This window comes from Streptomyces sp. NPDC005576 (assembly GCF_042871745.1).
GTDB lineage: Bacteria > Actinomycetota > Actinomycetes > Streptomycetales > Streptomycetaceae > Streptomyces.
Genome location: NZ_JBIAJC010000017.1, coordinates 92,014 through 115,706, shown reverse-complemented (window position 1 = coordinate 115,706; position 23,693 = coordinate 92,014). Strand labels below are relative to the sequence as shown.

Annotated in this window: 18 protein-coding genes; 8 read left to right on the top strand and 10 right to left on the bottom strand. The window is 72.3% G+C overall.

Annotation, left to right across the window (positions count from 1 at the left end; all coding sequences use genetic code 11):
• Window positions 1-12 precede the first annotated feature (12 nt).
• From ACFYPN_RS27675 to ACFYPN_RS27655, 5 genes are all read right to left on the bottom strand, one after another.
• Entirely contained in the window at window positions 13-2,907 is a 2,895-nt protein-coding gene (locus ACFYPN_RS27675) for a hypothetical protein (RefSeq protein WP_389301907.1), read from the bottom strand.
• A 113-nt stretch (window positions 2,908-3,020) separates the two neighbouring features.
• Window positions 3,021-4,145, bottom strand: coding sequence for an AAA family ATPase (locus tag ACFYPN_RS27670; protein WP_389301905.1), 1,125 nt, complete (start codon window positions 4,143-4,145; stop codon window positions 3,021-3,023).
• Window positions 4,146-4,217: 72 nt separating this feature from the next.
• On the bottom strand, window positions 4,218-5,699 hold the full coding sequence (locus tag ACFYPN_RS27665) for a VWA domain-containing protein (protein WP_389301902.1): 1,482 nt from the start codon (window positions 5,697-5,699) through the stop codon (window positions 4,218-4,220).
• A 17-nt stretch (window positions 5,700-5,716) separates the two neighbouring features.
• Window positions 5,717-7,108, bottom strand: a complete 1,392-nt coding sequence (locus ACFYPN_RS27660; protein ID WP_389301956.1) for a hypothetical protein — start codon at window positions 7,106-7,108, stop codon at window positions 5,717-5,719.
• Entirely contained in the window at window positions 7,108-7,644 is a 537-nt protein-coding gene (locus ACFYPN_RS27655; protein ID WP_389301899.1) for a hypothetical protein, read from the bottom strand. Before ACFYPN_RS27655 ends, ACFYPN_RS27660 begins: the two co-directional genes overlap by 1 nt.
• Before the next feature lie 339 nt (window positions 7,645-7,983).
• On the opposite strand from ACFYPN_RS27655, the gene ACFYPN_RS27650 reads away from it, so the two are divergent.
• The 4 genes from ACFYPN_RS27650 to ACFYPN_RS27635 all read left to right on the top strand — a co-directional run bounded on the left by ACFYPN_RS27650 (window position 7,984) and on the right by ACFYPN_RS27635 (window position 12,622).
• Complete coding sequence (locus ACFYPN_RS27650) at window positions 7,984-8,406, top strand: acyl carrier protein (RefSeq protein WP_389301896.1); 423 nt, start codon at window positions 7,984-7,986, stop codon at window positions 8,404-8,406.
• Window positions 8,407-8,420: 14 nt separating this feature from the next.
• Window positions 8,421-9,635, top strand: a complete 1,215-nt coding sequence (locus ACFYPN_RS27645) for a beta-ketoacyl-[acyl-carrier-protein] synthase family protein (RefSeq protein WP_389301894.1) — start codon at window positions 8,421-8,423, stop codon at window positions 9,633-9,635.
• Window positions 9,636-9,994: 359 nt separating this feature from the next.
• Window positions 9,995-11,302 carry a cytochrome P450 gene (locus ACFYPN_RS27640; RefSeq protein ID WP_389301891.1) on the top strand — a complete coding sequence of 436 codons (1,308 nt, stop codon included), beginning with the start codon at window positions 9,995-9,997 and terminating at the stop codon, window positions 11,300-11,302.
• Between the two features lie 105 nt (window positions 11,303-11,407).
• The gene (locus tag ACFYPN_RS27635) at window positions 11,408-12,622 is read left to right on the top strand and encodes a beta-ketoacyl-[acyl-carrier-protein] synthase family protein (protein WP_358761026.1); all 1,215 of its coding nucleotides are present in this window, start codon (window positions 11,408-11,410) and stop codon (window positions 12,620-12,622) included.
• Window positions 12,623-12,785: 163 nt separating this feature from the next.
• Here the strand turns inward: ACFYPN_RS27635 and ppdK are convergent, their stop codons facing one another.
• On the bottom strand, window positions 12,786-15,497 hold the full coding sequence (ppdK, locus tag ACFYPN_RS27630) for a pyruvate, phosphate dikinase (protein ID WP_389301889.1): 2,712 nt from the start codon (window positions 15,495-15,497) through the stop codon (window positions 12,786-12,788).
• 579 nt (window positions 15,498-16,076) lie between these two features.
• Entirely contained in the window at window positions 16,077-17,225 is a 1,149-nt protein-coding gene (gene dusB / locus ACFYPN_RS27625) for a tRNA dihydrouridine synthase DusB (protein WP_358761028.1), read from the bottom strand.
• Window positions 17,226-17,435: 210 nt separating this feature from the next.
• Here dusB and bla point away from each other — a divergent pair, with 210 nt between their 5' ends.
• A complete protein-coding gene (gene bla / locus ACFYPN_RS27620; RefSeq protein WP_389301886.1) occupies window positions 17,436-18,380 on the top strand; it encodes a class A beta-lactamase in 945 nt (314 codons plus the stop codon).
• Window positions 18,381-18,486: 106 nt separating this feature from the next.
• Here bla and ACFYPN_RS27615 read toward each other — a convergent pair whose 3' ends face one another.
• The 3 genes from ACFYPN_RS27615 to ACFYPN_RS27605 form a co-directional block, all read right to left on the bottom strand.
• Window positions 18,487-18,708 (bottom strand): DUF6243 family protein, encoded by a 222-nt coding sequence (locus ACFYPN_RS27615; RefSeq protein ID WP_358764138.1) that lies wholly within the window; start codon window positions 18,706-18,708, stop codon window positions 18,487-18,489.
• A gap of 232 nt (window positions 18,709-18,940) precedes the next feature.
• Entirely contained in the window at window positions 18,941-19,144 is a 204-nt protein-coding gene (locus tag ACFYPN_RS27610; RefSeq protein WP_358764136.1) for a hypothetical protein, read from the bottom strand.
• Between the two features lie 138 nt (window positions 19,145-19,282).
• The gene (locus ACFYPN_RS27605; protein ID WP_358764134.1) at window positions 19,283-20,665 is read right to left on the bottom strand and encodes a glycine--tRNA ligase; all 1,383 of its coding nucleotides are present in this window, start codon (window positions 20,663-20,665) and stop codon (window positions 19,283-19,285) included.
• Window positions 20,666-20,887: 222 nt separating this feature from the next.
• Between ACFYPN_RS27605 and ACFYPN_RS27600 the strand changes: the two genes are divergently transcribed.
• From ACFYPN_RS27600 to ACFYPN_RS27590, 3 genes are all read left to right on the top strand, one after another.
• The gene (locus ACFYPN_RS27600) at window positions 20,888-21,838 is read left to right on the top strand and encodes a metal ABC transporter substrate-binding protein (RefSeq protein WP_358764133.1); all 951 of its coding nucleotides are present in this window, start codon (window positions 20,888-20,890) and stop codon (window positions 21,836-21,838) included.
• Between the two features lie 86 nt (window positions 21,839-21,924).
• Window positions 21,925-22,776, top strand: coding sequence for a metal ABC transporter ATP-binding protein (locus ACFYPN_RS27595; RefSeq protein WP_358764131.1), 852 nt, complete (start codon window positions 21,925-21,927; stop codon window positions 22,774-22,776).
• Window positions 22,776-23,669, top strand: coding sequence for a metal ABC transporter permease (locus ACFYPN_RS27590; protein ID WP_358764129.1), 894 nt, complete (start codon window positions 22,776-22,778; stop codon window positions 23,667-23,669). The genes ACFYPN_RS27595 and ACFYPN_RS27590 overlap by 1 nt, the downstream gene beginning before the upstream one ends.
• The last annotated feature ends 24 nt before the right edge of the window (window positions 23,670-23,693 follow it).

Here is a 23,693-nt window from a genome sequence, read left to right as displayed (position 1 = left end):
CTGGGCGCGTGGTCAGAGACGGCCCAGCAGCGCTTCCAGTGCCTCGCCCGGCTCCGGATGCCGGGCGAGGAGCGCGGCGCCCGCCGGGGCGGGGGCGGCCGTGTCCCACCCGCCGTCACAGCCCAGCAGCGAGGCCACCGCGTCGCAGGTCGCCGGGTGGGCGGCGAGCAGCGCGACGCCCCCGCGCGCCCCGGAACCGGCTCCCGTACCCGCTTCCGTACCGGCTCCCGGGCCCCGGGACGCCACCGCGTCCGGGGCCGGCGGCTCGCGCCATGGCGGTACGAAGGCGTCCAGCGCGTCGAGCCGGCCGGGGAAGATCCGCCCTGCCTCCCGGATAAGCAGGGGGGCGAGGTCGGCCCCCTCGGTCCGCAGGGTGGTGATGAGGGTCGGCAGCCAGGGCAGCAGCACCTGGTCGGGCAGGCGCGCGAAGGCGTTCGACACGGCCTCCACGACGAAGTCGGCGAGTTGCGGCACCGGCTCCAGGGCGTGCAGGAAACCGCTGAGGTAGCGCGGATAGGCGGGCACCACCAGGGGGTTGCCGAGGAGAGCATCGCACCGCTCGCGCAGTTCCTCCCGGGAGAGCTGCCCGAGGTGCGTCCGGGCCGCCCACAGCAGAGCCACCCGGGCCGGCTCCTCGGGGTGCGACTGGGCGAGGGCCAGCTCCAGCTGGGTCCGGTCGCAGCCGAGCGAGAGCGCCAGCCCCTCCATCGAGAAGAGGAAACCCAGCGTGGCGGCGACCTGGCGGCCGGTGGCGTCCTCGTCGTGGAAGGCGGTCGGCAACAGGGTGCAGTAGTGCGCGTAACCGGCCTTGACGAAGGACTCGATCCACGGCGGCAGCACCGGTTCGCTGGTGCGGTAGTACGCCAGCAGCCGGCGTACCCGGCTCAGCACCTCGGGGGCGCCGTCCACACCGCGCTCGGTGGTGAGCACCTCCAGGGCGCGGGCGCCGAGTTCGGCGGCGAGGCGTCCGCCGCGCAGATGGAGCGTGGCGTCCTCCACCGCCCCGAGCACGATCGCGGCGGTCGCCCGCGGATCGTACGCGGCCCTCCGCAGCCGCTGCTCCAGCACCTGTTCGATGCTGACGCCCTCGTACCCCAGCTCGATCAGGGCGCGTTGGTTGGTGCCGAGGGCGAGGTCCCAGGACTCCTGCCGGGAGCGCTCGCCGAGCCGGCGTTCGCCCATGATCGGCCGGGCGGTGCCCTGGGGCATCAGCCGGCGCAGCATCCACAGGACGTCGGAGCAGCGCTCCAGCTCCGGGTGGGAGGCCATGTCGAGCAGCGCCCGGCGCACCCCGCGCTTCTGGAGGTCGAGGCCCAGCGGGGCGAGCCGGTCGTGGACGTCGCGGGCGAGCGGCGGCAGCGCGTCGTAGCCGACCTGGCCGGTCCGGTCGCCGCCCATCATGATCTCGACGAGCCTGCGCACGTCCCGCCGGCCGGGCACGGCGTCCTTCTCGATGCAGGTGACGGCCGCGTCCTGGAAGTCGTACGGGGTGGGGCGGGCCCGCTCGCGCATCCCGGCGAGCAGGATCGAGGTCTCGAAGACGGCGATGGCGTCGGCGGTGGAGGCGAGGTAGCCGTTGCGGCGGGCGGCACGCACGATCTCGACGGACCAGCCGAGGAGTTCCGCCTCGTCCAGACCGTCGAGTACGGGCGGGAGCCGCAGGAATCCGGAGAGCCGGTCGGGGACGGTCTCCGGCGCCCCGACGGGTGCCGGAACGTTCACGTCCGTCCGCGTGGCCTTCCTCGCGCCCGCCTGGCCCGCCAGCCGGTAGGGCTTCACCCGGGTGCGCTTGAGGTTCTTCGCCCACTGCGTCGCGGCGATCGACACCGAGCCCGCGGCGAGGCCGAACTGCGCCTCGATGGCCGAGTGGCTGGACGGGATCAGGCCGTAGCTCCAGACGCTGTCGCTCGGCGGGCTGATCTCGAACCCGTCGGCGCCCGCCACACCGAACTCGGCCACCCGGCTGGCGGCGTGGAACGCGCCGCAGACGTAGAGGCAGTCGGCGGGGTCGGCGCCGGTCGCGGTCAGGTGCTCACGCATCCGGGTCCACATGTACCGCTCGCGGTCCTCGTCCACGCGGGTGCGTTCCGCGTCCTCGGGCGCCAGCCGCCGGAACAGGCTGCCGATCAGCAACATGACCTGCCGGTACGTGTCGTGGTCGGCATCGCCGAGCGGGAGTTCGACGTACTGGTGCCACCACTCCGACCAGTGCCGCACCCGTCCGTGGTGGAGCAGGTGCTCCTCCAGTTCGGCGAAGCGCGGCCGCAGGTCACCGATCTCCACGCCGACCGCGTCACCGTGCAGCGCGGTCTCCTCGTCGGCGGGCGCGACGGCGGGGGCGGGCGAGGGTGCGGGCGCGGATGTGGGGGCGGGCGCGGAGGTTCCGGCGTCGGTGGCGGTAGGTTCGCCGCGCGCCTGCCACTGGAAGACGTGGTCCGACGACCGGTCCACGAGGACCAGTTCGACGCCCGGGGTGTCCAGCGCGTAGGCGATGGCCTGGTATTCGGCGGACGCCTCGGTGATCGGCGCGACCACCGAGAGCGGGGCCCACGCTGCGGGAAAGCCCTCGGCGTCGCTCGCGAAGGCCTGCAGCGCCACCGGGAGCCGGCAGTTGCGCAGCTCGGTGAGGAGCGGCGCCATGTCCTCGCACAACTCCAGGTAGACGACCTTCGGCTGCTTCTCCCGCAGCCGCCGCGCCATCGCGGTCGCGGAGGCGGGCGAGTGGTGACAGACCGGGAAGATCTCCAGCGGCTCGCGTACCGCGCGGTCCACGTCGTCCACGAGTCCGAGGAGGATGCCCTCCAGCGCGTCCGGGCCGTCCGCGAAGGCCGTCGCCGCTTCTCTCAACTGCCCGCGCAGTGCCTCGAAACCCGTGTTCCGCTGCTGCCCGGCGGCCGGCTCCCGCACGGTGTCCCCCGCCCTCTCCGTAGTCCCAGTAGTCCGAATGGTCCCAGTGATCCCAGCAGTCTCCGTACGTGTACCGGGCGCGGTGGCCCCACCGGTCACGGTGGTCACCTCGGTCACGCCAGGGTGGCGATCGCGTCGCGGCCGCCCTCCAGGAACTCGGGCCACGCGCCGCCCTCCGCCTTGCCGCGCGGCTCCACGACGCCGTGCAGGTACTTGTTGAGGATGGCCAAATCCTCCGGCTCCCGCCGCACCAGCGATCCGACGAGCGAGGAGGCGAGGGTACGGGCGGTGAGCGCCCGCTCGCCGAAGAAGTTGCTGTGCAGGATCGCGTCCTCCAGCACGCCGATCTGCTCGGCGCTGGAGAGCGCGGACTCCAGCTTCTCGTCGTCGCTGCCCGCCGCGGCGGCGGAGGCGCGCAGGTCGGCGAAGCTCTGGAGGAGTACGTCCAGCAGCGTCGGCGGGACGTCCAGTTCGATCTGGTGGCGGCGCAGCAGTTCCTCGGTGCGGAAGCGGACGATCTCCGCCTCGCTCTTCTTGTTCGTCACCACCGGGATGCGGACGAAGTTGAAGCGGCGCTTGAGCGCGGAGGAGAGGTCGTTGACGCCCCGGTCGCGGCTGTTGGCGGTGGCGATGACCGAGAATCCGGGCTTGGCGAAGACGATGTTGTCGTCGCCCTCGCCGCTCCCCAGTTCGGGGACGGAGACGTACTTCTCCGAGAGGATCGAGATCAGCGCGTCCTGGACGTCGCTGGTGGAGCGGGTCAGCTCCTCGAAGCGGCCGATGGTGCCGGTCTCCATCGCGGTCATGATCGGTGAGGGGATCATCGACTCCCGGGACTGGCCCTTGGCGATCACCATGGAGACGTTCCAGGAGTACTTGATGTGGTCCTCGGTGGTGCCGGCCGTGCCCTGAACCACGAGGGTGGAGTTGCGGCTGATGGCGGCGGACAGCAGTTCGGCCAGCCAGCTCTTGCCCGTACCCGGGTCGCCGATCAGCAGCAGGCCGCGGTCGGAGGCGAGGGTGACGATGGAGCGCTCCACGAAGCTCCGGTCGCCGAACCACTTCTGGACGATCTCACGGTCGAGGCCGTCTGCCCGCTCGGAGCCGAGGATGAACAGGCGGACCATCTTCGGCGACAGGCGCCAGGAGAACGGCTTGGGGCCGTCGTCCACCGATTCCAGCCAGTCCAGCTCCTCGGCGTACTTGATCTCGGCGGGAGCGCGCAGCAGGTCGGACATGTCGGGCCTTTCTCGGGTTGCGGGGAACGCGGACGGAGGAGTGCGGAGGAGTGGGGTGCGGGGAACCCGGGATCAGGTGAGGAAGTTCTTCAGCTCGTGGACGAGCTTGCGTATGTGGCCGGAGAGGACCGGCGTCCCGAGGTCCTTGAAGCGTTCGCGGAACCACGGGTTGACGCTGCCGCGTCCGGCGCTGGTCACGGAGCCCACCGGGATGAACTTGACGCCCGAGCGGTGGAGGGCGGCCATGCTCTCGAAGAGCGGCTCGCACTGCCATTCGTAGAAGTCGGAGATCCACACCACGACCGTGTTGCGGGGCTCCGCGATCTTCGGCTGGGCCAGTGCCATGGCGACCGTGCCGTCGGTACCGCCGCCGAGTCGGGTGCGGAGCAGCGTCTCGAAGGGGTCGTGCACCCACGGGGTGAGGTCGAGGGCCTTGGTGTCGTACGCGACGAGGTGGACGTCGACCTTGGGCAGCCCGGCGAAGATGGAGGCGAGGATGGTGCAGTTGACCATCGAGTCGACCATGGAACCCGACTGGTCGACCACCACGATCAGCCGCTGGGGCGTCGTCTTCCGCGTGGTGTGGCGGTAGTAGAGGCGGTCGACGTAGAGCCGCTCCTCCTCGGGGCTCCAGTTGGTGAGGTTCTTCCAGATGGTGCGGTCGATGTCGAGGTTGCGGAAGACCCGCTTCGGCGGGACCGAGCGGTCCAGTGGTCCGACGGTCGCCTTCTCCACCTGCGTACGCAGCACGTGGGCGACCTCGTCCACGAACCGCCTGATCAGCGACTTCGCGTTGGCCAGGGCGACACCGTCCAGGTTGTTCTTGTCGCGCAGGAGCTGCTCGATCAGCGACATGCTCGGGGTGAGCCTTGCGGCGAGCTTCGGGTCGGCGAGCACCTCGCGCAGCCGCATCCGCCGGACGAGATCGGCTTCGAGGGCGCCGAGTTCGGGGCCGATCGCCGGGATCAGCCGGCTGAGGTCGGGGGAGGTACCGCCGCCCGATCCGGTGGGGCTCACGCCGGTGCCTCCGGCGGGGCGTCCGCCGCGCAGTGCGCCGGGGTCGCAGCCGAGCGCCCGCTCCAGCCAGCCCGCGTCGGACTGCCAGCGCGACAACTGCCCGGCGGTGACCGGGCCCGTACCCGTGGCGAAAACGTTCAACAGCACCTTCGACACCAGCGCGGCACGCCGCACCTCGGCCTCCCGGTCCCGTGTGTCCGCCTCCCCCGTGCTCTCCCCTCCGGGATCGGGGTCCGCCGCGAGCAGGCCGTCGAACTCGGCGGCCAGCCCGGGGTGGCGCTGCACGATCGAGTCGACCGCGATCCGCTGGTCCAGCAGCGCGGGCGGCAGGCCGATGTCCTCGACGACGGCGAGGCTCGCCGACTCCAGCGCCGCCTGCTCCTCGGGGTCGAAGAGCTGAGCGAGGAGGCGCCAGTAGAGGGCCTGGCGGCGGTTGTCCTGGGAGTCCGCGGCGGGGTCCTGGGCAGTGTCCGGGGTTCCGGCGGGGGCGCGCCCGGGGGTTTCGCGCCGGCCGGTGTCGTCCGTCCGTCCGGTCATGTCGTCCATCCGTCCGGTCATTTCCGCAGCAGCCTTCCGGCGCGTTCGCGCAGTACGGCCGCCGCGTCGGTGGCGGCCTTCTCGGCCCTGGTCCCGGCCTTGTCGGTGGTGCCTCCGGCCCAGGCTCCGGCGTGCACCGTCGCCGCCTTCCGCCGCACGGTGGTCTCCACGGCGAGCGGCTGGAGGCGGAACGCCCCGGCGTCCCAGCGGAGCAGTCCGATGCAGGCCCCCGACGCGATGACGCCCTCGGGGGTGAGCGGTCCGGCGGCCGGAATCCGGTCCACGTCGACATCGAGGGTCTGTCCGGCGAAGGTGAACGCCACGGAGCCGCCCTCCTCGGCCGCTGCCGCGTAGCCGTCGACGAAGACGGGTACGGCGACGGCCGTGGGGTGGCGGTCCAGCGGGGCGGTGGGCAGGGCGGTCGCGGTGGGCAGGGCGACCCGGGCGGTGGCGAAGGAATCTGCGGGCTCGCCCGTGCGGGCGTGCTCCTCGCTCCAGAGCAGGTCGCCCGCCGCGGTGAGGGGCATGCCGGTCAACTCCGTCGCACGTCCCTCGCCCACCGCCGCCAGCAACGGCAGATGGGGGCGGAGCAGCTGCCAGAGCCCGGCGCCGACGACCGAGTCGGGCTTGGGCGCCGACACCGATGCCCGTACCAGGAGCGACGGGGAGCCGTCCGCGGGCTCGAACACCGCGTGCACCTGGGCCTGTACGGCGGTGGCGTGCTCCTGCAGGTCCACGCCGAGCGGCAGCAGGCGGCCGGTGGCCGGGACGGTCTCCGGGGTGCCGGTCGCGCCGGGCAGCGTGAGCAGCATCGCCCGCGCCCAGAGGTCGGCCCAGCGCCGGACCGGTACCCGCTCCAGGGAGGCGCCCGGGCAGGACGCGGCGAGCTCGGCGGCGAAGCCGTCCAGGAGGGCGGCCAGGCGGCGCAGCCCCGGGTCGTCGAGCATCGCCGAGACGATCCGGGCCGCGCCGGACACCACCTCGTGGTCGATGCCCCGCCAGCCGCAGCGCGCCAGGTCGGAGAGCCAGGAGCGGGCGGCGACCAGCAGGTTCGCCGGTGTCCCGGCCCCGACGGCCGGGGCGGCAGCCTCGGCGGAGGTACGGCCGGCCGCCTCCTGTGCCCGGGAGATCAGTGCGTCGTGGGCGGCGCCGAGCAGGGCGGTGCGGCCCGCGGCGAGGGCGGTGAAGTGTTCCTCGCCGGCCGCCCCGGATGCGGCCTTCCCGGCCGCCTCGGCGACCCGGGCGGCGAGCGGGCTGCCGGTGAGGGCGTCCGCGAACTCCGCCAGTGCGGCGGCCTGCGCGGGGCGCGGCCGGAGCAGACCGGTCACCAGGACCCGGTCGAAGGAGTCGACGGCGGCCAGTGCCTCGTCCAGGCCGTCGATCTTCTCGGCGAGCAGGTCGGCGCGCATCACGCCGCCACCGCCCCGAGCGGCGAACGGGTCGGCGGGAACCACTGCATCTCGGGCAACGGCAGCGTGGTCGGCGCGAGTTCGAGGTAAGCGAGGTGGTGCAGGAAGCGGCTGAAGACGGGTGCGGCGGCCTTGCTGTCCGCCGGGGCGGGGCGGGCGGCCGTCATGGTGGCCGTGATGCTCTGCGCACTCGGTCCATCCTCTGCGGACCCAGTCTCTGCGGGCTCGGCCTTCAGGTAGCGGGCGACGCGTTCGGCGCCGTACTGGAGGACGGACTCGTTGACCAGGGCACGTATGTGGTTGCAGAAGCCGCCCCTCGCCCCGCCGCAGGGGCGGTTGTTGTTGGTGCTGCAGGCGTAGGCGAAGGACCGCGTCTCGACGGACGAGACGTAGACACGCTCGATGTCCGACCCGCTGGAGACCACACCTTGCAGCCGCCCGTCGGCCAGTTCCACGAAGGGGACCTTGGCGAGCTTGCGCGGCCGGGCGGGCGGGACCACCCGCGCCGTGCTCGACCTCTCCGCATCTGACGACACGTCATCTCCACTGTGTTCGAAGGGGTTTCCGGACCCGAAGGGGTGTCCGCGCAAAAGGGGGCACCGCGCCGCGACGGCGGAAGCGGAACACGACTGAACATACGTGCGCCCACTGACAACGCGGTCGGCCCGCCGGACGCCGGGCCGGACACCGGCCGGGACCCGGTGCCGGGTCGTCGCCACGCAGGTCGTCGCGCCACCCCACCCCCGGTCGCGCCACCCCCCGCCACACGGCCGTATGCGGGGACTCTCGCGTGTCAACCCTGGCGAATCGGTGTTTCGGGGTGACCAGGAGGGCTTGGCGTCGTTGGCGACTGTGTTTGCGCAAGAAACAACTTCATGGAGGACGGCGCGATGTACGACATGCTGACCAGACTGCTGGTCGAGGAGTTCGGACTGGACGAGGACCAGGTGCGTCCCGATGCCACGGCCCGTCAGCTGGAGCTGGATTCGCTCTCCGTGGCGGAGTTGGCGGTGATCGTCACCGAGGCCACCGGGGTGCGCCTGGAGGACGTGGAGGTGAACCCCGACACCACTCTCGGGCAGATGGCAGAGGCGTTCGACCGGGCCCGGTCCTCGCTCCCCGCAGCTCCCACGACCTCCGCGGCGCCCGCCATGCCGGCAACACCCGCGACCCCCGCAGCGCCCACGAGCCAGGCAGCCCCCGCAGCCGGCCCCTCCCCTTCGCCCGGCCAGGCCCCGCCCCCGGCCCCCGCGCCTTCGTTCGACCAGGCTCTGTCCGTCGCGCCTGCGCAGTCGTGAAAGCCGGTGTCGTCGTGACGGGCCTGGGGCTGGTCACGCCCGGCGGAACCGGTGTGGAGGCCGGCTGGCGGGCCGCCCTCGCGGGGGTGTCCACGGCCACCCGGGACCCGCGACTGGCCGGACTGCGGGTGGGCATCTCCTGCCGGGTGCCGGGGTTCGACGGCGACGCGTTGCTCGGGCGGCGCCTGTCCCGCCGGATGGACCGCGGTACACAGTTCGGCGTGGTCGCCGCACGCGAGGCCGTGGCCATGGCAGGGCTCGCCGACCAGGACTGGGACCCGGCCCGCGTCGGGGTGGTGATCGGGTCGGGCGGCTCCAGCGTCGACGGCCTCGTCGACCTCTGCGACAGGCTCGCGGCCGGCCGGCCGGAGACCGTCCCGCCGATGGCGCTCCCCCGCAGCCTGCCCAGCGCGGGTGCGGCAGCGGTCGCCCTCGATCTCGGGGTGGGCGGACCGAACTTCGCGACTTCGGCGGGCTGCGCCTCCGGGCTGACCGCGATCGGGGTCGCCCGCGATCTGCTGCGCTCCGGCGCCCTGGACATCGTGGTGGCCGGAGGGGCCGAATCCCTCTGTCACCCCCTCACCGTGACCGCCTTCGCCCAGTTGGGCGTCCTGTCCACCCGACCCGGCGACCCGCGCGACGCGGCCCGCCCCTTCGGCTCGGACCGGGACGGCTTCGTGGTCGCCGAGGGGGCCGGGATCCTGGTGCTGGAGCGTGCCGCGTACGCCAGGGCCCGCCGCGCCCCGGTCCTGGCGTACGCGGCCGGTTACGGCGCGGGGGGCGACGCCCACCACTTCGCGGCCGTCCACCCCGAGGGGCGCGGGGCCGAGCGGGCGGTGCGCGCCGCGCTCGCGGACGCCCGCTGGCGGCCCGAGGACGTGGAGCACGTGAACGCCCACGGCGCGGCGACCCGGAGCAACGACGCGGCCGAGGCATCCTGGCTGGCCCGACTGCTGCCCCACCGCCCGCCGGTCACCGCCACCAAGGCCGCCCTCGGCCACGCCGGCGGCGGCTCGGGGGGCATCGAGGCCGCCCTGAGCGTACTCACCCTGTCCCGGCGGGCCATCCCGCCGACCGCGAACCTCACCGAACCCGACCCGGCCCTCGCCAAGGGGATCGACCTCGTCACCGAGGCCCCCCGCATCGGCGAGCGGCGCACCGCGCTGTGCGTGTCCACCGCTCTGGGCGGCCAGAACAGCGCGCTGGCCCTGCTGAGGGGCGTCCCGTAATTCCTGGCGGGTGCGCGACGCCCCCCACGGCACCGATACGCCAGGAATGACGGGACGCTCCTCAGCCGCCCGGCCTCACGCGGCTCGCCCGCCGCGCCACTCCCACGCCCGCACCCAAGCCCCGTACCCACACCCCGTCCCCACGCTCCGCACTCAATCCCCCCACTCAAGCGCCGTACCGTACCGCACCGCACGCCGCCCGGCGCCGCAGAGGCTCCGTACCGGCCGTCCCCGACCCGCCCCGCCCCGCCCCGCGTAACCCCGTACCGCACGAACGGCGATCCGCCGAACGCCGTGAAAGCTCCGAACGGCGCGGCGCCCCCGCCGCTCCCCGTGAACCACTGGAAGCACCGAACCCCATGAGCGCCGCCCTCCCCACCGCCCCGTCGCCCCACCCGGCCACCCCGTCCGCCACCGAGCCCGAGGCCCCCGGTCTCCAGGGACAGGTGATGCGCCTGCTCCGTCGGCTGCGCACCGAAGCCGACCCGTACCCGGTCTTCGACCGGCTGCGGGAGCTGGGCCCGGTGATCCCCGTGCCCGCACTGAACGCGGCCGTCGTCACCGGCTTCCAGGAGTGCCGCCACGTCCTGCGCGATCCGTCGTTCGTCCTCCCGGACACCGCCTGGCGCGACGCGCACGCCGACGGCTGGCGCCACCACCGCAGCGTGGTCAGCTACGCGGCCTCCCTGCCCAACGCCAACCCGCCCCGTCACACCGCGCTCCGCGCCCACCTCGCCCAGGGCTTCCACCGCACCGCCCTCGCCGAGTTGCGACCCGTGGTGACCGGCCTGGTCCACAGCGGCCTGAACGGCCTGGGCGCCGCACTGGCGGCCCACGGCACCGCCGATCTGACCGAACACGTCAGCCGGCCGTTGCCCTCCCGGGTCATGTGCAAGATCCTCGCGCTTCCCGACGAGGACGCCCCCATGCTCGCGGCCCTGAGCGCCCGCTGGACGGCCGCCGCCGAGCTCTTCCCCTCCGAGGCCGACCTGGACGACGCGGACGCGGCGGACGCCGCCTTGTTCGCGTACTTCCTGCGGGTGGTCCAGGAGCGTGAGCAGTACCCCGGCTCCGACTTCCTCTCCGCCTGGGTGACCGCCGCCCGGTCGGAGGGGGTGGGGACCGACGACATCGTGGTGCACACCGCCCAGTTGTTCGTCACCGGCTTCATGACCGTCCAGTCCTCGCTGACCAGCGCGGCCCACACCGTGCTGAGCAACCCCGGACTGACCGCCGCGCTGCGCCGGCGGCCCGAGGACATGGGGGCGGCGGTGGAGGACGTGCTGCGCGACCGCCCGGCCGCCGCGGTCGTCGGCCGCGTCGCGACCCGCGGCTGCGTACTGGCCGGGGTGCCCGTCGCCGCCCAGCAACGGTTGATCGTGGTGGTACCGGCCGCCAACCGCGATCCCCGGGCCGCCGCCACCTCCACCGCCCACCTGACCTTCGGCGTCGGCATCCACTACTGCATCGGCGCGGCCCTCGCCCGCCTCCAACTGGGCGAGTTCCTCCCCGCCCTGCTCAGCAGGTTTCCCTCCCTGCGCCTCGCCGACGACCCGGTGCCGGACCTCCCGGCGTCCGGCCCGGCCGAAGGCCCCGCGCCGATGGCCGGAACCGCCCTCCCCCACCACGTCCGCCTGCTCACCACCACAGCGAGAGCCGCCCGATGACCCTCACCCACCCATCCCCCGCCCCCGCCTCCCTCACCCCCGCCTCCCCGATCGGCCCCGGTCCTTCGGTGAGCCACTCAGCCGCCGCCACCCGAGGGGCGCACCATGCCGGCTGAAGCCGCCGTCACCGGCATCGGCATGATCACCCCGGCCGGCGGGAATGCCACCGCGACCTGGGACGCCGTGTGCGCGGGCAAGAGCCTCGCCAGGCGTGATCCCGTACTGGCGGGCCTTCCCGTCGACATCTCCTGCCCGGCCGGTCTCGACCCGGACACCACCCTCGGGCGCCGCCTGGCCCGTCGGCTGGACCGTTTCTGCCAGCTCGCCCTGGAGGCCGGCCGCCAGGCCGTGGCGGACGCCAAGCTCTCGCCGGCCACCTGGGACGCCGACCGGATCGGTGTCGTCCTCGGCGTCAGCTGCAACAGCATGGAGACGTACGTACGCGAGTTCACGCTGCTGGGCGAGGACCGGCCCCACCTGGTCTCGCCCCTGGCGCTGCCCCGCAGCGTGGCCAGCATGGCCGCGGCCGAGATCGCCCTCGACCTCGGCGTACGGGGCCCCAACTTCACCGTCACCAGCGCGTGCGCCTCCGGAGCCACCGCACTCGGTGTCGCCCGCGGCCTGATCGCCTCCGGCGCCTGCGACATCGTGCTGGCCGGGGGCAGCGAGTCCGGGCGTTCCCGGATGGCCGCCACCTGCTTCACCCAGATGCGGGCCCTCTCCCGGCGCGAACCCGAGGTGGCTTCCAGCCCGTTCGACACGGACCGGGACGGGTTCGTCCTCTCCGAAGGGGCCGCCGTCCTCGTCCTGGAACGCCCCGACCGCGCGCTGGCCCGGGGCGCGCACACCCGGGCCCTGCTGCGCGGCTTCGGCGCGACCAGCGACGCCCACCACCCTGTCACCCCGCACCCCGAGGGCCGTGGCGCCGAAAGTGCCCTGCGGGCCGCCCTCGCCGACGCCGGCTGCGCTCCCTCGGACGTCGGCCACGTCAACGCCCACGGCACCTCCACCCAGGCCGGGGACGCTGCCGAGGCAAGGGCCCTGCTCCGGCTCTTCGACGGCACGCCTCCGCCGGTCACCGCCCCCAAAGGCGTTCTCGGTCACTCGCTGGGCGCGGCGGGCGCCATCGAGGCCGCCCTGACGGTACTCACCCTGGAGAAGCAACTCGTCCCGCCGACCGCCAACCTCTCCCGCCAGGACGAGGACCTGGAAATGGACGTGGTCACCGGCGCCCCGCGCCCGGTCGCGTTCTCCGCCGCCCTCTCCAACTCCTTCGGCTTCGGCGGCCAGAACGCGGCGCTGCTCTTCACCACTCCGTGAACGCGCGGCGACCAGCCCCGCACGTGGAGAAGCGGCGGCACCCCCGCACAGGGTGCCGCCGCTCCGGTTCCGGAGGCGCCGCCCGGGCCAGGGCGAGGGTCGGGGTCGGCCCGGGGGTGGCGGCTCCGGAAGTCGGGGGCCGGGAGGAGGAGACTTCAGCGGCTCAGCGGCTGTCGCTGCCCTTCGTCACGGCGGCGGCCCGGCCGGCCTCCAGCCGGGCGACCGGGATCCGGAACGGCGAGCAGGACACGTAGTCGAGGCCCACCTCGTGGAAGAAGTGCACCGACTCCGGATCGCCGCCGTGCTCGCCGCAGACGCCGAGCTTGAGGTCGGGGCGGGTGGCCCGGCCGGCCTCGACGGCGCTGCGCACCAGGGCGCCGACGCCGTCCTGGTCGATGGTCTCGAACGGGGAGACCCCGAAGATGCCCTTCTCCAGGTAGGCGGTGAAGAAGGACGCCTCCACGTCGTCGCGGGAGAAGCCCCACACCGTCTGGGTGAGGTCGTTGGTGCCGAAGGAGAAGAACTGCGCGGCCTCGGCGATCTGACCGGCGGTCAGTGCGGCGCGGGGCAGCTCGATCATGGTGCCGATGGTGAGCCTGAGGTCGGTCCCGGTGGCCGCCTGGACCTCGGCGACGACCTGGTCCGCCTCCTCGCGGACGATCTCCAGTTCCTGGACCGTGCCGACGAGCGGGATCATGATCTCGGGGCGGGGGTCGCCCTTGGCGTTCTTGCGGTGCGCGGCGGCCTCGGCGATGGCACGGACCTGCATGGCGAAGAGGCCGGGGATGACGAGTCCGAGGCGGACCCCGCGCAGGCCCAGCATCGGGTTCTGCTCGTGCAGTCGGTGCACGGCCTGGAGGAGGCGCAGGTCGTTCTCGTTGGCGTCCTTGCGGGACTCGGCGAGGGCGACGCGCACCGAGAGTTCGGTGATGTCGGGCAGGAACTCGTGGAGCGGCGGGTCGAGCAGCCGTACGGTGACGGGCAGCCCGTCCATCGACTCGAAGAGCTCGATGAAGTCGGCCTTCTGGAGCGGCAGCAACTCGGCGAGGGCAGCCTCGCGTTCGGCGTCCGTATCGGCGAGGACCAGCTTCTCCACGAGGACGCGGCGCTCGCCGAGGAACATGTGCTCCGTGCGGCAGAGGCCGATGCCCTGGGCGCCGAAGCGACGGGCGCGCAGGGCGTCCTCGGCGTTGTCGGCGTTGGCCCGTACGCGCAGTCGGCGCATCCGGTCCGCGTACGCCATGATCCGGTGCACGGCGGCGACGAGTTCGTCGGCGTCGTCGGCACCCGCGTGCATCCGGCCCTCGAAGTACTCGACCACCGGGGACGGTACGACGGGGACCTCGCCGAGGTAGACCTTGCCGGTGGAGCCGTCGACGGAGACGAGGTCGCCCTCCTCCACCACGGTGTCGCCCACGGTGAGCCGGCGGCGCTTGGTGTCGACCTCGATCTCCTCGGCGCCGCACACACAGGTCTTGCCCATGCCCCGCGCGACGACGGCGGCGTGCGAGGTCTTGCCGCCGCGCGAGGTCAGGATGCCCTCGGCGGCGATCATGCCGTCCAGGTCGTCGGGGTTGGTCTCGCGGCGGATCAGGATGACCTTCTCGCCGGAGCGGGACCACTTGATCGCGGTGTACGAGTCGAAGACGGCCTTGCCGACGGCGGCGCCCGGTGACGCGGCGATGCCCCGGCCGAGCAGCCTGGTCTTCGCGGCGTCGTCGAAGCGCGGGAACATCAGCTGGGCGAGCTGCGCGCCGGTGACGCGCTGGAGCGCCTCGGCCTCGTCGATGAGCCCCTGGTCGACGAGTTGGGTGGCGATCCGGAACGCGGCGCCGGCGGTGCGCTTGCCGACGCGGGTCTGGAGCATCCACAACTGGCCGCGCTCGATGGTGAATTCGATGTCGCAGAGGTCCCGGTAGTGGGTCTCCAGCGTCTCCATGATCTGCATCAACTGGTCGTAGGAGGCCCGGTCGATGGAGGAGAGATCAGCGAGCGGCACGGTGTTGCGGATGCCCGCGACGACGTCCTCGCCCTGGGCGTTCTGCAAGTAGTCGCCGTAGACGCCCTGGTGGCCGCTGGCCGGGTCGCGGGTGAAGGCGACCCCGGTGCCCGAGTCGGGTCCGAGGTTGCCGAAGACCATGGAGCAGATGTTGACGGCGGTGCCGAGGTCGCCGGGGATGCGCTCCTGGCGGCGGTAGAGCTTGGCCCGGTCGGTGTTCCACGACTGGAAGACCGCGTGTATGGCCAGATCCATCTGCTCCCGGGCGTCCTGCGGGAAGTCGCGGCCGGCCTCGGTCTTCACGATCCGCTTGAAGTTCTTGACGAGCTTCTTGAGGTCGTCCGCGCCGAGGTCCGTGTCGACCTCGACCTTCTTGGCCCGCTTGGCGTCCTCCAGCGCGTCCTCGAAGAGGTCGCCGCCGACGCCGAGCACCGTTTTGCCGAACATCTGGATGAGACGGCGGTAGGAGTCCCAGGCGAAGCGCTCGTCGCCGGCCTGCGCGGCGAGTCCGACGACGGAGGCGTCGGAGAGGCCGATGTTGAGGACGGTGTCCATCATGCCGGGCATCGAGAACTTGGCACCGGAGCGTACGGAGACCAGGAGCGGGTCGTCGGCCTGGCCGAGGGTCTTGCCCATCCGCGCTTCGAGGGCGGCGAGATGGGCGCTCACCTCGTCGCGGAGTTCGGCGGGTTCGACGCCGCTGTCGAGGTAGACCTTGCACGCCTCGGTGGTGATGGTGAAGCCGGGAGGGACCGGCAGACCGAGGTTGGTCATCTCGGCGAGGTTCGCACCTTTCCCACCGAGGAGGTCCTTCAGATCCTTGTTGCCCTCGGTGAAGTCGTAGACGAACTTCTGAGGACCGTTGTTTCCCGACACGGGTCTCGACTCCTTGAGGACGCGGTGGGTGCCCTGACGGCCAGGAACATACCCAGATCAAAGGTGTCCGGTGGTGTCCACTTCTCCATCGTGCGGCCGTAACCACCCGTCTGCCAGCAGATCCAAAGGGAATGGCCTCCGACGCCCTGCCTTGCAATGCGTTCACCTGTCGAACACAAGGTGACGTTCCGCCACGCTTCACCGCTGTCTCGGCACCCTGGGTGAGGGATGCATCGATCGATCAAAGTCTGCACATCTGGCACGCGGTGCCGTCATTTGAGAAATTGAGTCGTCTCGTATCAGCCCGAGCGATGCTCATATGAGCTAAACACCCCTCAGGCGTGGCGAGGATCACGTCGAAAGGTACGCCCGGATGTCACCCTTCGGACGCAAAGCCGTCACCCCTCGCTCATCAGTACGCACGGAAAGCGAGAAGCGGGCCACGGGCGCGGCCCCGGCCCGCACATGCGGCGAACCGAGGCCGGAGACACTCCCAGACACTCCTCCGTGAGGCGCTCACCTGAGCGGGCTCGCAAAAGGCACTCCGTGCCCCCGGTTTCCCGCCGCACCCCGCCCGGATCAGCCGCCGGAGGTGTCCAGCTCGGCGTCCGCGCTCACTCCGGAGCAGTCGTACGGGTCCTTCAGCCAGCCGTCCGGGAGCACGACCCGGTTGTTGCCCGAGGTGCGTCCGCGAGGACCGTCCGCGCCGTCCGGCCAGGGCTGGTCGAGGTCCAGCTCGCTCAGCTGGCCGGCCAGCTCCTCCAGGGAGGACGTGATCGCGAGCTTCTTGCGCATCTCCGAGCCCACCGCGAAACCCTTGAGGTACCAGGCCACGTGCTTGCGGAAGTCGATCACACCGCGCGCCTCGTCGCCGATCCACTCGCCCAGCAGGGTCGCGTGGCGCACCATCACCTCGGCGACCTCGCGCAGGACGGGCTCGCGCTTGGTGTTCGTACCGTCGAAGGCGCCGACCAGGTCGCCGAAGAGCCAGGGGCGGCCGAGGCAGCCCCGGCCGACGACCACCCCGTCGCAGCCGGTCTCCGCCATCATCCGGCGGGCGTCCTCGGAGGACCAGATGTCGCCGTTGCCGAGGACCGGAATCTCCGGGACGTGCTCCTTGAGGCGGGCGATGGCCTCCCAGTCGGCGGTACCGCCGTAGTGCTGGGCCGTGGTCCTGCCGTGCAGCGCGACGGCCGCCACGCCCTCCTCGACGGCGATCCGGCCGGCGTCGAGGTAGGTGAGGTGGTCGTCGTCGATGCCCTTGCGCATCTTGATCGTGACCGGCAGCTCACCGGCGCTCCCCACGGCCTCGCGCAGGATCGCGCGGAGCAGCGGGCGCTTGTACGGGAGCGCCGAGCCGCCGCCCTTGCGGGTCACCTTGGGCACCGGGCAGCCGAAGTTCAGGTCGATGTGGTCGGCGAGGTCCTCGTCGACGATCATGCGGACGGCCTTGCCGACGGTGACCGGATCCACACCGTAGAGCTGGATCGACCGGGGGGTCTCGCTCGCGTCGAAGTGGATGAGCTGCATGGTCTTCTCGTTGCGCTCGACCAGCGCCCGCGTCGTGATCATCTCGCTGACGAACAGTCCCCGGCCGCCGGAGAACTCGCGGCACAGGGTGCGGAACGGCGCGTTGGTGATACCGGCCATGGGCGCGAGGACCACCGGCGGCTGCACGGTGTGCGGGCCGATGCGGAGCTGCTGGGGTGCGGGGGCGAGCGTGGTCATCCCCCCATTGTCCCGTACGCCCGCAACTCCTCCGCCGGGCCGGTACGCCTCCGCCGCGGCCCCGCTGCCACCGCCATCCCCGTACGTCCCACGCGCCACGCTCGTCACGCCCGTCACGCCCGCCAGACGGGAACGCGGGGTTCTGGGTGCGGGTGGTTAGCGTCGGGCTCCATGACCTTACGTACGGAACGACGACGAAGGGCTTCCCTCATGCCGCACCCCTCGCCCGCCCCGCACCCCTCGCCCGCCCCGCACCTCTCCCGCCGGGGCCTGCTCGCGCTGGCCGGGGCGGCCGGCGCCGGCACGCTGCTCGCGGCCGGGACCGCGCACGCCACCGGTTCGCCGGGCGCCCTCGTGGGAGGCGTGCAGGACGCACTGGCCGCGCTGCGGGCCCTGGAGCGGGAGCACGGCGCCCGGGTCGGCGCGTACGCCCGCAACCTCGCCACCGGCAGCACGGTGGCGCACCGGGCCGGGGAGCGCTTCCCGCTCTGCTCCACCTTCAAGACGCTCGCGGTGGCGGCGGTCCTGCGCGACCTGGACCGTGACGGTGAGGTGCTGGGCCGGCTGGTCCGCTACACGGAGGCGGACCTGGTCTCCGCCTCCGACGTCACCCGGGCCCACCTGTCCACCGGGATGACGGTGGCGGAGCTCTGCGACGCGGCGATCTGCGACAGCGACAACACCGCGGGCAACCTGTTGCTGCGGGAGCTGGGCGGCCCGGCGGGGGTCACCCGCTTCTGCCGGTCGCTCGGGGACCGTACGACCAGGCTGGACCGGTGGGAGCCGGAGCTGAACTCGGCCGAGCCCTGGCAGTTCAGGGACACCACCACTCCGCACGCCCTCTCCCGCACGTACGCCGGGCTGGTTGTCGGGGACGCCCTCGCCCCCGGGGACCGGGAGCGGCTGACCGGCTGGCTGCTGAACTGCCGGACGAGCGCGACCCGCTTCCGGGCCGGGCTGCCGAAGGAGTGGACGGTCGCCGACAAGACCGGCGGCGGTTCCTACGGCACCTGCAACGACGCGGGCGTCGCCTGGACGGCCGGGGGTGAACCGGTCGTGGTGACCGTACTGACCACAAAGCCGCAGGCGACCGCGCCCGGTGACCACCCGCTGGTGGCGAAGGCGGCGGCGGTGCTGGCGGCGGCCGTCGGCTGAAAGCCCGCCGAGGAACTCCGGGAGCGCTGGGGCCGCCCGGAACGGCCGCGGGGCCCGCACCGTCGGAAGGCGGTGCGGGCCCCGCGGGCTCGTGCGGACGGACGTGTCAGCTCTGGCCCTCGGAGGCGGCGGTGTCCGCCGCCTCCGTGTCGGCCTGCTGGGCGGTGCCGGTGGAGCGCTCGCGCATCTTGCGCACCAGCTCCTGCTTCTGGTCCTCGGCCACCTTGCGGTCGGCGTCGCGGACGGTGCCCGCGCCCTGCTGGTCGGCATGGGACAGCTTCTTGCGCTGTCCGCCCACGCCGAGGAGGTTGTTGCGGCTCTTGGCCATGGTGGTGTTCTCCCGTGTGGGGTGAGAAGGGGGGGCCGTGGTACTCACGGATCGATCCGTGGGGCGGCGGGCTCAGAGGCCGTACGAGGTCGTACGGAGTCGTGCTGCTCGGCCCTGCCGCGCGCTCACTCGTAGATCTGGAAGAACGGCATAGCGGAAACCGTACCCCGCTCCCGGAGCGGCCCGCACCGGATTTCCCGCCGCCGCCGGCCCGTACACCTCGGCCGGGCACTCAGGCTGCCGGGTCGATCGTCGCCTGGTGGGCCTCGGCGAGGTGCTCCTGGGCCTTCAGCCAGGGCAGGAACTGCGCTCCCTTGCGCCAGCCGCACGTCTCGCAGGTCAGCATCCGCTGGACCCCCGACTTCCGCACCTGGACGACGTGTTCACGGCCGTGCCGGTCCCAGCGGCTGACCTTGCTCTGGGTCGTGGACGCCACGGCGACCTCCGGGGTAGGGGTGCGCCCAGTGTGCGACGGAGCCCCCGGACCCGTGCGGGGTCCGGGGGCTTCGGAGTGAAACCGTGATGCGTGGAACGTCGTGCGGGGAACCTGAGCCGTGGTGCGTGGGCCCCCGGGTCAGCAGCCCAGCAGACGGGCGCCCAGGTACGCCTGGATCTGGTCCAGGGAGACGCGCTCCTGCTTCATGGTGTCGCGCTCGCGGACGGTCACCGCGTTGTCGTCCAGGGTGTCGAAGTCGACGGTGACGCAGAACGGCGTGCCGATCTCGTCCTGGCGGCGGTAGCGGCGGCCGATGGCGCCGGCGTCGTCGAACTCGATGTTCCAGTTCTGGCGCAGGTCGGCGGCGAGACCCTTGGCCTTCGGCGACAGCTGCGCGTTGCGGGAGAGCGGCAGGACCGCGACCTTGACCGGCGCGAGGCGCGGGTCGAGGCGGAGCACGGTGCGCTTCTCCATGACGCCCTTGGCGTTGGGCGCCTCGTCCTCGACGAAGGCGTCCAGGAGGAAGGCCAGCATCGCGCGCCCGACACCGGCCGCGGGCTCGATGACGTACGGCGTCCACTTCTCGTTGGCCTCCTGGTCGTAGAAGACCAGGTCGGTGCCGGATGCCTTGGAGTGGGCCTTCAGGTCGTAGTCGGTGCGGTTGGCGACGCCCTCCAGCTCACCCCACTCGCTGCCGCCGAACCGGAAGCGGTACTCGATGTCGGCGGTGCGCTTGGAGTAGTGGGAGAGCTTCTCCTGCGGGTGCTCGAACCAGCGCATGTTCTCCTCGCGCATGCCGAGGCCGGTGTACCAGTTCCAGCGCTGGTCCATCCAGTACTGCTGCCACTCCTCGTCCTCGCCCGGCTTGACGAAGAACTCCATCTCCATCTGCTCGAACTCGCGGGTGCGGAAGATGAAGTTGCCCGGAGTGATCTCGTTCCGGAAGGACTTGCCCATCTGCGCGATGCCGAACGGCGGCTTCTTGCGGGAAGTCTGGGCCACCTGGCCGAAGTTGGTGAAGATGCCCTGGGCGGTCTCGGGGCGCAGGTAGGCGACCGAGCCGGAGTCCTGGGTCGGGCCGAGGTGGGTGGAGAGCAGGCCCGAGAACTGCTTGGGCTCGGTGAAGGTGCCCTTGTTGCCGCAGTTGGGGCAGTTGAGGTCGGCGAGACCGTTGACCGGCGGCTTGCCGTGCTTCGCCTCGTACGCCTCCTCCAGGTGGTCGGCGCGGTAGCGCTTGTGACAGGAGGTGCACTCGGTCAGCGGGTCGCTGAAGGTGGCGACGTGACCGGAGGCGACCCAGACCTCGGGGGCCAGGATCACCGACGAGTCGAGGCCGACCACGTCCTCGCGCGAGGTGACCATGTAACGCCACCACTGGCGCTTCAGGTTCTCCTTCATCTCCACGCCCAGCGGGCCGTAGTCCCAGGCGGCCTTCTGGCCACCGTAGATCTCACTGCAGGGATAGACGAAGCCACGGCGCTTGCTCAGGCTGACGATGGAGTCGATCTTGTCGGCGGCCACGGTGCTCTCTTCATTACGACGGCGAAACGGGACAGAAGCGGCGCTGAGCGCCTCGCTGGGGGGTGGTGCTCAGGAGACGGGCGAGCGAAGGGCCAAGATTACCGGCGGGCGCACCCCCCGGATCAAATCGGGGGCCGGAGTGCGCCCCTCACCCCCTCGCGCTTCCGGTCGGCTCATCATCCTTGTTGACAATCGTTTCCACTTTTGTTGAAAATGGGATTCATGAACGTACGCCGCCTCATACCCGCCACCGTCGTCGCCGGCGCGGTCGTCCTCGGGATCACCGCGCTCTCCGCCTGCTCCGGTTCCGACACCGCCGGCGGGTCGGACGGCAAGCTGGACGTGGTCGCGTCCTTCTACCCGATGCAGTACCTGGCCGAGGAGATCGGCGGCGCCCACGTCGCGGTCACCACCCTGACCAAGCCGGGCGCTGAACCCCACGACCTGGAGCTCAGCCCCCGCCAGATCGGTTCGCTCGGCGACGCCGACTACATCCTGTACCTCAAGGGCATCCAGCCCGCCGTGGACGACGCCATCGCCCAGTCCGGTGCGCGGAACACCGTGGACGCCGCGAAGCTCACCACCCTGGAGACGCACGGAGCCGAGGTCGACGGCCACGAGCACGCCTCGTCCCAGGGGCACGAGGAAGCCGGACGCGACCCGCACGTCTGGCTGGACCCGGTGAAGTACGCCGAAGTCGCCGAGGGCGTCGGCACGTCCCTGGAGAAGGCCGACCCCGGCAACGCCGCCGACTACCGTGCGAACACCGACGCACTGGTCAAGAAGCTGGACGCGCTGAACACGGCGTACGAGACCGGGCTGAAGTCCACCGCGACCAGCACCTTCCTCACCACGCACTCCGCCTTCGGCTACCTCGCCGAGCGCTACGGCCTCACGCAGGAGGGCATCGCCGGAGTCGACCCCGAGGCGGAGCCGAGCCCGGCCCGCATCAAGGACCTCCAGCACGTCGCCGAGGAGGACGGTGCCACCACCGTGTTCTTCGAGACGCTCGCCAGCGACAAGACGGCGAAGACCCTCGCGAAGGACACCGGGCTGCGCACCGACGTCCTGGACCCGCTGGAGGGCATCACCGACAAGTCCGAGGGCGACGACTACATCGAGGTCATGGAGTCGAACCTCGCCGCCCTCCAGAAGGCGCTCGGCGCGAAGTGACCCACCCCGCACACCAGGCGGCCCCCGGCGGGGCGGCGAGCCCGCCGCAGCCGTACGAGGCCCCCGCAACCGGACCGGAGACGCGCATGGACGAGCCCCGCACCCCCTCCGCCGACACGGGCGGAACCACAACCGCAGCCGGCGTCACGGACACCGTCGCGGGCCCCCGGAGGCCGACGACCGAAGCCGTGATCCGGCTCACCGGCGCCACCGCCACCCTCGGCTCCCGTCCCGTACTGCGCGGGATCGACCTCACCGTCCACGCCGGCGAGGTCGTGGCGCTGCTCGGCGCCAACGGCTCCGGCAAGTCCACCGCCGTACGCTCCGCCATCGGCCAGGTCCCACTGACCGGCGGCACCGTCGAGCTCTTCGGCACACCGCTCCGCCGCTTCCGCCGGTGGGCGCGCGTCGGATACGTACCGCAGCGCACCACCGCCTCGGCGGGCGTCCCGGCGACCGTCCGCGAGGTCGTCTCCTCCGGGCGGCTGTCGCGCACCAAGCTGCGCATCCCGGGCCGGGCGGACCGCGCCGCCGTCGACCGGGCCATCGCCCTCGTGGGGCTGAGCGACCGCGCCGGGGACTCGGTGAGCGCCCTCTCCGGCGGCCAGCACCAGCGGGTCCTGATCGCCCGCGCCCTGGCGTCCGAGCCGGAACTGCTGATCATGGACGAGCCGATGGCCGGGGTGGACCTCGCGAGCCAGGAGATCCTCGCCACCACCCTCCGCGAGCAGGTCGCCGCCGGCACCACCGTGCTGCTGGTCCTGCACGAGCTGGGCCCGCTGGAGCCGCTGATCGACCGCGCGGTCGTGCTGCGCGACGGCTGTGTGACGCACGACGGCCCGCCGCCGCGCTCCCTCGGGCAGCACGCGCTCCCCGGCCACGACCACGTCCACCCCCACGCGGCTTCCGAGCCCGTCCGAACGGGACTGCTGACCTGATGGAATTCCTCGAACCCGCGTTCATGCAGCGCGCCCTGATCGCCGCCGTCCTGGTCGGCATCACCGCGCCCGCCATCGGCATCTACCTCGTCCAGCGCCGCCAGGCCCTCATGGGCGACGGCATCGGCCACATCGCGATGACCGGGGTCGGCCTCGGCTTCCTGCTCTCCACCAGCCCCGTCTGGATGGCCACCGCCGTCGCGGTCGCCGGCGCCGTCGTCATGGAGCTGATCCGCTGGTTCGGGCACACCCGCGGGGACATCGCGCTGGCCATGCTCTTCTACGGCGGCATGGCGGGCGGTGTGCTGCTGATCAACATCTCCGACACCGGCTCGAACGCCAACCTCACCTCCTACCTCTTCGGCTCGCTCTCCACCGTCTCCTCCGAGGACGTGTGGGCGATCACCCTGCTCGCCGCGTTCGTGGTGCTGGTGACCGTGGGGCTGCGCCGCCAGCTCTTCGCGGTCAGCCAGGACGAGGAGTTCGCCCGGGTCACCGGCCTGCCGGTGCGGCTGCTGAACCTGCTGATCGCGGTGACGGCCGCCGTGACGGTCACCGTCGCCATGCGGGTCGTCGGGCTGCTGCTGGTCAGCGCCCTGATGGTGGTGCCGGTCGCGGCCGCCCAGCAAGTGTCGAAGTCGTTCCGGCTGACCTTCGTGCTCTCCGTGGTGATCGGCACCGCCGTGACCCTGGCCGGCACCGTCACCTCGTACTACCAGGACGTCCCGCCCGGCGCGACGATCGTGCTGCTGGCCATCGCCGCCTTCGTCGCGCTGACCGCGCTGGCCGCCCCGCTCGCCCGCCGTCGGGCCAGGGGCCGCACCACCGACCCGGAGAAGTGCACCCTGGAAGTACCGGCGAGCCGGCCCGCTCCGGACGACGTGCGCGTATGAGGGTTTCGCCCGGTGCGGCTGGCA

Bases quoted from the DNA above. Each gene is read 5' to 3' on its own strand.
- ACFYPN_RS27595 (WP_358764131.1), top strand. From the start codon at position 21,925: ATGGACGAGCCCCGCACCCCCTCCGCCGACACGGGCGGAACCACAACC.
- ACFYPN_RS27600 (WP_358764133.1), top strand. From the start codon at position 20,888: ATGAACGTACGCCGCCTCATACCCGCCACCGTCGTCGCCGGCGCGGTC.
- ACFYPN_RS27650 (WP_389301896.1), top strand. From the start codon at position 7,984: ATGGAGGACGGCGCGATGTACGACATGCTGACCAGACTGCTGGTCGAG.
- ACFYPN_RS27670 (WP_389301905.1), bottom strand. From the start codon at position 4,145: ATGTCCGACCTGCTGCGCGCTCCCGCCGAGATCAAGTACGCCGAGGAG.
- bla (WP_389301886.1), top strand. From the start codon at position 17,436: ATGCCGCACCCCTCGCCCGCCCCGCACCCCTCGCCCGCCCCGCACCTC.
- ACFYPN_RS27615 (WP_358764138.1), bottom strand. From the start codon at position 18,708: ATGGCCAAGAGCCGCAACAACCTCCTCGGCGTGGGCGGACAGCGCAAG.
- ACFYPN_RS27635 (WP_358761026.1), top strand. From the start codon at position 11,408: ATGCCGGCTGAAGCCGCCGTCACCGGCATCGGCATGATCACCCCGGCC.
- ACFYPN_RS27590 (WP_358764129.1), top strand. From the start codon at position 22,776: ATGGAATTCCTCGAACCCGCGTTCATGCAGCGCGCCCTGATCGCCGCC.
- ACFYPN_RS27665 (WP_389301902.1), bottom strand. From the start codon at position 5,699: ATGACCGGACGGACGGACGACACCGGCCGGCGCGAAACCCCCGGGCGC.
- ACFYPN_RS27640 (WP_389301891.1), top strand. From the start codon at position 9,995: ATGAGCGCCGCCCTCCCCACCGCCCCGTCGCCCCACCCGGCCACCCCG.
- dusB (WP_358761028.1), bottom strand. From the start codon at position 17,225: ATGACCACGCTCGCCCCCGCACCCCAGCAGCTCCGCATCGGCCCGCAC.
- ACFYPN_RS27660 (WP_389301956.1), bottom strand. From the start codon at position 7,108: ATGCGCGCCGACCTGCTCGCCGAGAAGATCGACGGCCTGGACGAGGCA.